The following is a 9,474-nucleotide window of genomic DNA, read 5'->3' on the forward strand; positions in this document are numbered from 1 at the left end:
TGACACTGGTGAACCATACACCAAAAAAAAACACGCGACAGGCTGAGCTGACCGCGTGCTGGTTGGTTTGGATTTAGGTAAAAGTAAAATCTATTTGAAGTGGTTTACACCACCTCCTTCAACCAGTTTCTGGCTGATTCCATATCGTCAAAATGCTGTATGGTCAGGCCTCCGCTTTCGCCTGACTCCTCTGTATACTCTTCGATGTTCATCAGCGTAAAAATATTATCAGGGAGTATAAACGCCACAAACCTCAGCCCTACCTCATAAGCTCTCCGGTTCCAGTGAGACACTACCCATTCTTTATCATTCGGGTCAATTACCTCCATGTATCGTGCATCAATCAGCCAACCAAGTTTGCCGTTTTCTTTGATCTTCTCTCTGATTAGCTCCAGGCCTCTTTCCATAAAACTTCTGAACTCATCCGACAACATAAAGCCATTACCAGTACTATTTATACACGGAATTTCCGGATCATACTCAAAAAACCGGCTCTCAGTTGCGTGCAATCTGATTAAATTGTTTTTCATCCTTATCATTAATTAAATACCCTCCCGCTCTTTCACAAACACCATCCTTGCCTTTTTCATTTACAATGTAAGATTTAGAACGGAGACAATGTGCGATATTAGGCACTAAACCTGACAAATCAGATTACACATAGGGTGACAAATAGGTGGACAAGCCTCTTTTTTTTTAATATTTCTAATTCATAATCAACCAGATAAGGATGCTAGCCCGCTGAAGTAATCCACCATAAATAAATTTATGACCGGTATAATAATTGGATTGAAAGGATAACATAAAAAGATGACAAACGCACGCGAATCATCACCCACCGGAAAGCATACAAGCATTAACTTCAGATAAGTGATATATATTGCGTCACCATCAGTTTCAAAGCTGAATGTTTATAGCTAAATTGTCAAAAAGCATATAAGCCAAATACCAATGAGATTCGATAAAATAATACCTACAGACCGGCTGAAGCCCTATATCAGGTATTTCGTAATTTCTGAAAATGCTGAAAAACAAACTTACAAAGTATTCCCCTCAACAGGTTTGGTAATTGGCTTTCAATATAAAGGGCATCTGTCTACATGGGCAAATGGGAAAGAAAACAACCTCGCCTCTGCAGGGATCACCGGTATTACCGGCAGCTTTAAGCTCTTCACAAATACTGCCGATATCGGTACTATACTTATTTGTTTTACTGAGACCGGCTTAGCACAATTCACCCCCTGCCCTGCCCATGAGCTGTACAACCAAAGCATATCACTCGACCACCTGTTTGACAGGTACAAAATCACTGACACCGAAGAAAAACTTTCATTAGCAACAACCGATACACAAAGGATCAGAGTGATTGAACAATTTCTTTTGTCTCAACTCAGGGAAAAGCACACTGATCAATTGATCGTTGAGGCCATCAATCTCATTTACCAGTCCAAAGGAACTATCCGGATTAAAGCTTTGAACAACAAGCTGCATATTAGCCAGAGTCCTTTTGAAAAACGTTTTAGAAAATTGGTCGGTACATCCCCTAAAAAGTTTACTTCCATAGTGCGGTTTCAGTCCGTTCTGCACGATCTGGAAGCCAATAAAGGTCTCACGGAAACCTGCTATGAGAACAACTTTTTTGACCAGCCTCACTTTATCAAAAGCTTTAAACAGTTCACCGGACAAACTCCTGAACAGTTCAAACTCTCCTCTTAAAAACGATTTTTTACAATCACACCTGTTTTGATTAACCGACATTTGCTAAAACAAGGGACAAACAGAATTTCAGTGGAGGCTTTAGCATTTAAATCTATGTTTGACAGGCACTTGTGATATAGCTGACAAACCAGGATAAAATAGTAATAACGTGGTTTACCAATTTCAGTAGCAAGGCGTTTCAAACTTTATTTTCCGATCTGTTTACTCCATAGGTTTATGCCTGAAAGCCTCGTGCACAGAAGTTTTACAACCTCCCTTCGAAATCCAATAGTTAAATTAAAACCTAATAAGAAAATGTTTACTGTAGATCAAATTAAGGCAGCACATGCAAAAGTAAAATCCGGAGCCGACTTCCCTAAATACATCCGGGAGATCAGGCAAATGGGTGTAACTGGTTTTGAAACCTGGGTAAAAGACAGCCACACGGAATATTTCGGCAAAAACGGCTATCAAACAAAATCCCAACCCATGTATGATAACCTGGATATTGCTGACAAGACCAACCCGGAAGGATTTAGTGAGTACCTGAAACTCCACCAGCAAGGCCAAACCGACTACCCTACTTTTTGCCTACACTGCGCGGAAACAGGCATCGAAAAATGGATCGTAAACCTCGACAAAATGACATGCGTCTATTACGACAAACAAGGCAACGAGATACTAACAGAGACTATTCCTCAATAGACAAGCTACAGGCATTGGGGGGTTTACATTTGCGATCAATACTAAACAGCGGCTTTACCAGACTTTGGAAGTTTGGTAAGGCTTAGCTATTTCGAATCATGGATAAGAGGTAAAACCCTTAAACAGAATACGGCCATTCCACCTTTTTTACCCAGATCGTCGATGGACCTAAAATAAAAATTTACCCAAATGGGTAAATTTTTAAAAAATAATTCCTAACCTTGTATTACAGTACTATGGCTAAATCGATCAAAACAGAAGAGAAGATACTGGAATCTGCCTCAGAAGTATTCCGCGAAAAGGGTTTTAATGGTGCAAGAATGCGAGAAATCGCTGATACTGCCGGAATAAACAAAGGCTTGCTCCACTACTACTTCAAAACCAAGGATGCTTTGTTTGAAGCCGTGTTTAAGATGGCTTTTAGGCAAGTGATCTCAAGGATTCACCGCATACTGGAAACGGACGCCTCACTGGATGACAAGATCGATCAGATCGTGGATACACACCTGGGGATGATTTTGAAAAACCCCTCCCTGCCCAACTTTGTCATTAGCGAACTTAACAAAGATGCAGACCGCTTCATCCAGCGAAATATCAGCCAGAAGGAGAAGTTCATCTTTGCCAAGTTCATGGCCCTGGTGGAAAGGGAAGCGGAGGCAGGAAGGATAAAAAAGATAGATGCCCGCCAACTGCTTATGAACATCATATCTATGATCATTTTCCCGGTACTGGGCAGACCTGTTATGCAGGTAATATTCGGTACGGACAATGAGGAGTTTGGCAAGCTGCTCCTTGACCGTAAACAGCACATTAAACAATTTGTAAAAGATGCATTGAAACCATAGCTAAATTTTTTTACCCAAAAATTACCCAAATGGGTAAAAACAGAAAAATCTTAATCTATAGTCACATGAACAGAATCTATTTCATTGTCGCCCTGTTTTTCAGCCTGGCAGTTTTCTATAAAGCCACTGCGCAACATAAGGACAAACTGACGCTATCCGAAGCTTATCAACTGGCTATGGCCAACTATCCGCTCACGGGTCAAAAAAGCCTGCTCATGGAGCAAACAGAGCTTTCCCTCAGTATTATCAGGAATGAAAGCCTTCCTGCACTATCCGCTAACCTCGAAGGGCAGCTTCAAAGCGAGAGCCTGCAAATAGGCTCTGACAGTCCTGAAAGTCCGGTATTTATTGACATGCCGAGGGAGAGCTACAAAGCCTACGCGCAACTGGATTACACGCTATACCAGGGAGGCCTTACCCATGCCAGAAGGGAGGTGGAAAAAGCCAATCTGGAAGTAGGCCTCAACCAGTTGGAAGCTGATCTCCGACCGGTAAAAGATCGGATAAATGACCTTTTCTTTAGCATTATGCTTTCGAGACAGCAGGAGCAACTGATCGCCAGTTCGCTGAGCAACATCGACGCCAGTCTCCAAAACCTTGAAGCCGGTTATAATAATGGTACCGTGCTCGAAAGCGAGATCATCAAACTCAAGGTAAGGAAGCTGGAGCTGCAAAATCAGCAGGAAAGCGTACTGGCCGACTCCAAAGCAGCCATCAAAATACTTGGAGAGCTTACAGGCCTTAACCTCTCTCCTGCTACGGAACTGGTATTACCAAACTACAATGCTGTTGCAGAAGTAGAACTACAACGCCCTGAACAGCAAATGTACGAATCCAAAAAGCTGCTGCTCAGTGCACAGGAAGGTACGATCACCGCCTTACGAAAGCCACGCATTTCACTCTTTGCCCAAGGCGGCGTAGGATACCCCAACCCCTTAAACTTCTCTGACATTGGCCACGCTCCATATGCCCTGGGCGGCATCCGCATGACATGGAAGATCTGGGACTGGCAAACCACCGCCCAAAAGACCGAACGGTTAAGGGTACAGCAAAAGCGGGTAGATATCCAAAAGGAAACCTTTGAATACAATATAGAAACCCGGGAAGATGAGTTTCTTGAAAAAATGGATGCGCTCACCCGGCAAATACAGAACCACCAAAGCATAGTAGCCCTTCAGGGCGAGATACTGCAGCAGTCAGAAGCCCAATTGAACAACGGTGTGATCAACGCTACGGATTACCTGATACAAGTCAATGCCGAGCTTGAGGCCAGGCTGCGGCTACACCTGTACGAATTACAACTCCAGCAATTACAAGTTAAATATCTAACCTTATTTGGAACGTTATGATGACGAGATCAAAATTTAATATCTGGCTATTCACAGGCCTGGCCCTGTTAGGCTGCAATAACGAAGAGCTTTCTGATGCCTATGGCAATTTTGAAGCCACCACAGTTACGGTAAGTGCAAAAGGCAATGGAGAACTCCGGTGTTTTCCTGTTGAAGAAAGTATGCACCTGGAAGCGGGCCAGCAGGCCGGCCTGATTGACACTACACAGCTCCACTTAGAGCTGCTCCAGGTAGCAGCACAAATAGCCTCACTTGGTGATAAACTTAAAGAGGCGGAGCCGGAGGTAGCCCTGCTGCTGGAGCGCAAGGAAAACCTGCTCCGGGAGTACAACCGTATCCAAAACCTGGTAGCTGCCAAAGCCGCCACGCCAAAACAACTGGATGAATATGAGGGTGAAATTGATGTGGTAAGCCAGCAAATAGCTACCACCCGTCGCCAGACTTCGGTGGCTAACCGCAGCATACTGGCAGAGCGTGGCCCATTGCGCGCCCGGCTCGATGTACTGCAAAACAATATAGCAGATCACGTGATCATCAACCCTATATCCGGCACGGTGCTGACCAAATATGCAGAACCCGGAGAGCTGGTTACCCGCGGCACACCACTGTACAAGATCGCCAACCTCAAAGCGCTCAAGCTAAAGGCATATGCCAATGCAATAGACCTTCAAAAAGTGGCTATTGGTGATACGGTAACTGTTCTGATTGACAAAGATGAAGAAGAGTACACAGAGATACCCGGCCTAATTACCCATATATCAGATGAAGCGGAGTTTACTCCCGAAAACATACAAACCCGGGAAGAGCGTACCACCCTCGTCTATGCCATAGATGTGATGGTAACCAATAACGACGGGAGGTTGAAAATAGGCATGCCGGGAGAAGTTCGCTTTCAACATTAAAACCACGTAAAATGGCAGCGATTGAAGTAAATAATATCTCGAGGGCTTACGGACAGGTTCAGGCTCTTGATGCCGTATCACTTTCCGTGGAGTACGGAGAATTGTTCGGACTTATAGGCCCGGACGGAGCCGGTAAATCCACTCTCTTCCGGATACTGACCACCCTCCTGCTGGCTGATAAAGGGCAGGCTACGGTAGCAGGGCACGATGTTGAGAAAGCCTACCGTCAAATCAGGAAACAGGTCGGTTACATGCCGGGCAGGTTCTCGCTTTATCAGGATTTGACCGTGGAAGAGAACCTGAAATTCTTCGCCACCATATTTAACACCACTGTAGAAGAGAACTATAACCTGATCAAAGACATCTACGAGCAGATAGAGCCTTTCAAAAAAAGGCCTGCGGGCAAACTTTCCGGTGGCATGAAACAAAAACTAGCACTAAGCTGCGCGCTGATCCACAAGCCTAAGGTATTGTTTCTGGATGAGCCTACCACCGGTGTGGATGCAGTAAGTCGTCAGGAATTCTGGGACATGCTCAAAAGCCTTAAAGCAAAAGGTATAGCTATCCTCGTCAGCACACCGTACATGGATGAGGCCGGTATGTGCGACAGGATTGCGTTGATCCAAAATGGCAGGATACTGCAAACTGACACCCCCGGTAAAATTGTAGATAGCTATCCCAGTCCACTGTACGCCATCAGGTCGGGCAATAATTATGAGTTGCTGAAAATACTCCGCGACATGGACTATACAAGGAGTGCTTTGCCTTTCGGCGAATATTTGCACCTGGCAACACACGCCAATGTCAGCATCGATGAAATTATCAGTTCGCTGGACCCGGCAGACTACCCTGACCTTGAAGTCCGGCCTATAGAACCTGATATAGAAGACCTTTTCCTTGAATTAAGTCGTGAAGTTTAACCCTGCCGATATGCAAGCCTATTCAATAGAAGTCGATCATCTGACCAAAAAATTCGGACAATTCACAGCAGTGGATCAGATCAGCTTTAAGGTGGCCAAAGGTGAGATCTTCGGTTTTCTTGGCGCCAACGGAGCCGGAAAGACCACCGCCATGCGTATGCTAACAGGCCTGAGCAAGCCTACTTCCGGTTCAGGAATGGTCGCCGGGTTTGATGTCATACATGATTATGAAAAGATCAAAACCCGCATCGGGTACATGTCTCAAAAGTTCAGCCTGTATGAAGACCTTACCGTAAAGCAAAACATCCGGTTTTTCGGTGGCATTTATGGCCTGTCCAAACAGGAGATCCGGCAAAAGACGGATGCTATCCTGCATGATCTCAGGCTTTCGGAAGTAGCCTCCAAACTGGTTGCCTCGTTGCCTCTGGGCTGGAAACAACGGCTGGCATTTGCCATTTCCATGGTTCATGACCCCGACATTGTATTTCTCGATGAGCCTACCGGAGGTGTCGACCCTATGGTAAGGAGAGAGTTTTGGGAGGCCATTTATGAAGCCGCCGGGCACGGCCGCACCATCTTCGTTACCACACATTACCTCGATGAGGCCGAATACTGCGACCGGGTATCGATCATGGTTGCGGGGAAAATCGAAGCGCTGGATACCCCGGCCAACCTGAAGAAGCAATTTGGTTCACAAACCATGAACGATGTATTCCTAAAACTTGTCCGCTGATCCGGATATGAAAGCAAGTGACTATTAACAACAGTATCAAACGGTTTAAACCATGAACATGATCAAAGTTTTTCGGGCATTCATTCAGAAAGAGATCTACCACATCCTCAGGGACAGGCGCACACTGCTCATTTTATTTGGCATGCCGGTGGCGCAGGTATTGATATTTGGCTTTGCCGTAACCAATGAGTTCAAAAATGCCAATATCGATATTCTCGACCATGCTAAAGACCAAACCTCCTCAAAGCTGGTAAGGCATATGACCAGCTCCGGCCACTTCAATGTTAACAGGATGCTTGTATCCGAAAAGCAGGTAGAGGAAGGGTTCAGGAGTGGCAAAACGGATCTTGTTATGGTTATCCCCACCGATTTCAGCAAAGACCTGTACACTTATGACCCTGCCCAGGTACAGTTGATCGCCGATGGATCAGACCCTAATATGGCCAATGCGCTTGTGCAATATGCCAGGGTCATGATCAATGACTTTCAACAGCAGGAGTATAAGGAGCCTGCTAACCCATACCAGGTAAACATTGAAACCCGTATGCTGTACAACCCGCTTCTGGAAAGCGCCTATAATTTCATCCCCGGAACTATTGCCCTCATCCTGTTGATCATATCCGCCATGATGACCTCACTTACGATAGCGAGGGAAAAAGAACAAGGCACCATGGAGATCCTTTTGGTATCCCCCCTTCCTCCCTTGCTCATTATCCTGGGCAAAGTGGCGCCATATGCCATCCTTTCATTTATCGATGCCGTTCTGATCCTGGTCATGGGGTACTTTATTTTTGGAGTACCTGTTACCGGAAGCCTCGTGTTACTGCTATGCCTGTGCATGGTCTATGTAATCACTGCACTTTCACTGGGCACACTGATATCCACCACCTCAGAAACCCAGCAGGACGCCATGATGAAATCACTCATTGGGCTGCTGATGCCTTCAACACTGCTTTCTGGTTTTATCTTTCCCCTCACCAGCATGCCCGAAGTACTGCAATACATCAGCCATATTATTCCGGCCACCTACTTTATAGAAATACTCAAAGGAATAATGCTTCGTGGTGTAGGTCTGGAATACATCATTTTCGAAGTAAGTGTATTGCTGTTTATGATCGTGGCCTTTCTCACCCTGACCTGGAAGAAGTTTAAAATACGTCTGGAATGATTTTAACATTATAAGCATGAGAACATTATTCTTTCTAATACAAAAAGAGTTCCTCCAGATAATGAGGAACAAAACAATACTGATCATGATGACAATACTGCCCATCTTTCAGCTTATTGTGTTGTCAAATGCCGCTACCAATGAAGTAAAAGAAGTGAAGATCATACTGCTGGATCACGACCTGAGCGAAACCTCACGTGCTTTAACCCGCAAAATAATGGCCAATGAGCACTTCAGGCTGATCGATCAATTATTTAGTAAAGAGCAGGCCCTGGAAAAGATGCAGGCCAATGAGGCCGATATTATTCTTGAGGTACCGGGCAATTTTGAAAAGGAGTTTGTAAGAGGCGAAAAGCCGGCCATGCAAATGCTGGTCAATGCCATTAACGGCCAGCAGGCTACTGTCGGCTCAGGTTATTTGAGAAATATCATAAACACATATAACCGTGACATCTTTAGTGAAATACACTGGATGCCACGCCCTGCCACCAGCCATAGCGGTATTGATGTCAGCTCAAGGTACTGGTACAACCCACTGCTCAGGTACACAGATTTCATGGTACCGGGGATTCTTGCAGAGCTTACCGCACTTCTTACCATCGTGCTTACAGCCATGAATGTGGTCAGGGAAAGGGAAATAGGCACCATTGAACAGGTCAACGTAACGCCTATTAAAAAGTGGCAGTTTATTATCGGTAAGCTTGTACCGTTTCTTTGCGTCGGTATGTTTATCATGACGGTAGGCCTTACCGTTGGGAAAATAGTTTTCGACATACCTATGGTCGGCAGCCTCGGCCTTTTATTTGTTTACGCCTTCATCAACCTCATAGCCGTGCTGGGCTTTGGATTGCTTATCTCCAACTTTGCCGACACCCAGCAACAAGCCATCTTCGTTGCATTCTTTTTCATCCTGATCTTCATCCTCATGAGTGGCCTGTTCACCCCTATCGACAGCATGCCGACCTGGGCGCGGTACCTCACGAAGGCCAATCCTCTGGCACACTTCATTGCCGTATCCAGAAAAGTACTCATGAAAGGCAGTGGTTTCTTAGACCTTACCTCAGAGTTTATTTACACCACCATTTTGGCAATCATCTTCAATGCAGCAGCCATTTGGAGCTATAAAAAGCAGGAATGATATAAAAAATAAATAT

At 45.1% G+C, this 9,474-nt stretch carries 10 protein-coding genes; 9 read left to right on the forward strand and 1 reads right to left on the reverse strand.

The genetic code is table 11. The annotated features are described in order from the left end of the window. Positions 1 to 104: 104 nt before the first annotated feature. A complete protein-coding gene (locus tag E1163_RS05830) occupies positions 105 to 530 on the reverse strand; it encodes a hypothetical protein (RefSeq protein WP_155170461.1) in 426 nt (141 codons plus the stop codon). 421 nt (positions 531 to 951) lie between these two features. On the opposite strand from E1163_RS05830, the gene E1163_RS05835 reads away from it, so the two are divergent. The 9 genes from E1163_RS05835 to E1163_RS05875 all read left to right on the forward strand — a co-directional run bounded on the left by E1163_RS05835 (position 952) and on the right by E1163_RS05875 (position 9,458). Continuing rightward, the gene (locus tag E1163_RS05835; protein WP_155170463.1) at positions 952 to 1,716 is read left to right on the forward strand and encodes a helix-turn-helix domain-containing protein; all 765 of its coding nucleotides are present in this window, start codon (positions 952 to 954) and stop codon (positions 1,714 to 1,716) included. Positions 1,717 to 2,013: 297 nt separating this feature from the next. After that, on the forward strand, positions 2,014 to 2,403 hold the full coding sequence (locus E1163_RS05840; protein WP_155170465.1) for a DUF1398 domain-containing protein: 390 nt from the start codon (positions 2,014 to 2,016) through the stop codon (positions 2,401 to 2,403). A 236-nt stretch (positions 2,404 to 2,639) separates the two neighbouring features. Next, on the forward strand, positions 2,640 to 3,248 hold the full coding sequence (locus E1163_RS05845; RefSeq protein WP_155170467.1) for a TetR/AcrR family transcriptional regulator: 609 nt from the start codon (positions 2,640 to 2,642) through the stop codon (positions 3,246 to 3,248). 65 nt (positions 3,249 to 3,313) lie between these two features. After that, on the forward strand, positions 3,314 to 4,597 hold the full coding sequence (locus tag E1163_RS05850; protein ID WP_185155982.1) for a TolC family protein: 1,284 nt from the start codon (positions 3,314 to 3,316) through the stop codon (positions 4,595 to 4,597). Further along, positions 4,594 to 5,499, forward strand: coding sequence for an HlyD family secretion protein (locus E1163_RS05855; RefSeq protein WP_155170471.1), 906 nt, complete (start codon positions 4,594 to 4,596; stop codon positions 5,497 to 5,499). The genes E1163_RS05850 and E1163_RS05855 overlap by 4 nt, the downstream gene beginning before the upstream one ends. Before the next feature lie 11 nt (positions 5,500 to 5,510). Next, positions 5,511 to 6,419 carry an ABC transporter ATP-binding protein gene (locus E1163_RS05860; RefSeq protein ID WP_155170473.1) on the forward strand — a complete coding sequence of 303 codons (909 nt, stop codon included), beginning with the start codon at positions 5,511 to 5,513 and terminating at the stop codon, positions 6,417 to 6,419. Positions 6,420 to 6,429: 10 nt separating this feature from the next. Continuing rightward, positions 6,430 to 7,152, forward strand: a complete 723-nt coding sequence (locus tag E1163_RS05865; RefSeq protein ID WP_155170474.1) for an ABC transporter ATP-binding protein — start codon at positions 6,430 to 6,432, stop codon at positions 7,150 to 7,152. Positions 7,153 to 7,210: 58 nt separating this feature from the next. Then, the gene (locus tag E1163_RS05870) at positions 7,211 to 8,320 is read left to right on the forward strand and encodes an ABC transporter permease (protein ID WP_155170476.1); all 1,110 of its coding nucleotides are present in this window, start codon (positions 7,211 to 7,213) and stop codon (positions 8,318 to 8,320) included. Between the two features lie 16 nt (positions 8,321 to 8,336). Then, on the forward strand, positions 8,337 to 9,458 hold the full coding sequence (locus tag E1163_RS05875) for an ABC transporter permease (protein ID WP_155170478.1): 1,122 nt from the start codon (positions 8,337 to 8,339) through the stop codon (positions 9,456 to 9,458). Positions 9,459 to 9,474: the final 16 nt, after the last annotated feature.

This window comes from Fulvivirga kasyanovii, assembly GCF_009711405.1.
In the GTDB taxonomy this organism is placed as follows: Bacteria; Bacteroidota; Bacteroidia; order Cytophagales; family Cyclobacteriaceae; genus Fulvivirga; species Fulvivirga kasyanovii.

Coding starts and splice junctions, on each gene's coding strand:
- E1163_RS05830 (WP_155170461.1), bottom strand. CDS start 530: ATGAAAAACAATTTAATCAGATTGCACGCAACTGAGAGCCGGTTTTTT.
- E1163_RS05855 (WP_155170471.1), top strand. CDS start 4,594: ATGATGACGAGATCAAAATTTAATATCTGGCTATTCACAGGCCTGGCC.
- E1163_RS05850 (WP_185155982.1), top strand. CDS start 3,314: ATGAACAGAATCTATTTCATTGTCGCCCTGTTTTTCAGCCTGGCAGTT.
- E1163_RS05865 (WP_155170474.1), top strand. CDS start 6,430: ATGCAAGCCTATTCAATAGAAGTCGATCATCTGACCAAAAAATTCGGA.
- E1163_RS05860 (WP_155170473.1), top strand. CDS start 5,511: ATGGCAGCGATTGAAGTAAATAATATCTCGAGGGCTTACGGACAGGTT.
- E1163_RS05835 (WP_155170463.1), top strand. CDS start 952: ATGAGATTCGATAAAATAATACCTACAGACCGGCTGAAGCCCTATATC.
- E1163_RS05845 (WP_155170467.1), top strand. CDS start 2,640: ATGGCTAAATCGATCAAAACAGAAGAGAAGATACTGGAATCTGCCTCA.
- E1163_RS05875 (WP_155170478.1), top strand. CDS start 8,337: ATGAGAACATTATTCTTTCTAATACAAAAAGAGTTCCTCCAGATAATG.
- E1163_RS05870 (WP_155170476.1), top strand. CDS start 7,211: ATGATCAAAGTTTTTCGGGCATTCATTCAGAAAGAGATCTACCACATC.
- E1163_RS05840 (WP_155170465.1), top strand. CDS start 2,014: ATGTTTACTGTAGATCAAATTAAGGCAGCACATGCAAAAGTAAAATCC.